General features: G+C 81.9%; 1 pseudogene. It reads left to right on the top strand.

Annotation, left to right across the window (positions count from 1 at the left end):
• Positions 1-448 (top strand): annotated as a pseudogene (locus E2C05_RS32505) (hypothetical protein); the annotation flags it as partial.

Here is a 448-nt window from a genome sequence, read left to right as displayed (position 1 = left end):
GGCCGGCGCCGCCACCCTGGCGGAGGGGCTGCGCGCGCTGCTGCTGACCCGCCGCGGCGCCCCGGGCGCCGAGGCCTGGCGGGGGGAGGTCCGGCCGGGCCGCGCCGCCGAGGGCTCGCCCGGGCCGCGCTTCGTGCTGAACCTGCCCGCCTTCCTCGAGCCCGAGGGCGGCCTCGACCTGGAGGGCTATGCCGAGGCCTGTGCCCTGGCGGTTCGGGCGCTGGAGTCGCTCTCGGCCGGCAAGGCGCCGCGCCTCCGCCTCGGCTTCGCCGACCTGGCCGGGCTGCTGGCCGGCCTCGGCCTGGCCTACGACTCGGCCGAGGCGCGCGACGTCGCCGCGGCGCTGGCGGCGCTGACCCGCGGCGCGGCCGAGGCCGAATCCGGCCGGCTGGCGGAGCGCCTCGGGGCGCGGCAGCCGGTCTCCATGCTCTGGCCCGCCCCGCCGGAG

The organism is Paracraurococcus ruber (genome assembly GCF_004353985.1).
Classification (GTDB): Bacteria; Pseudomonadota; Alphaproteobacteria; order Acetobacterales; family Acetobacteraceae; genus Paracraurococcus; species Paracraurococcus ruber.
This window is presented reverse-complemented; position numbering and strand designations above follow the sequence as displayed.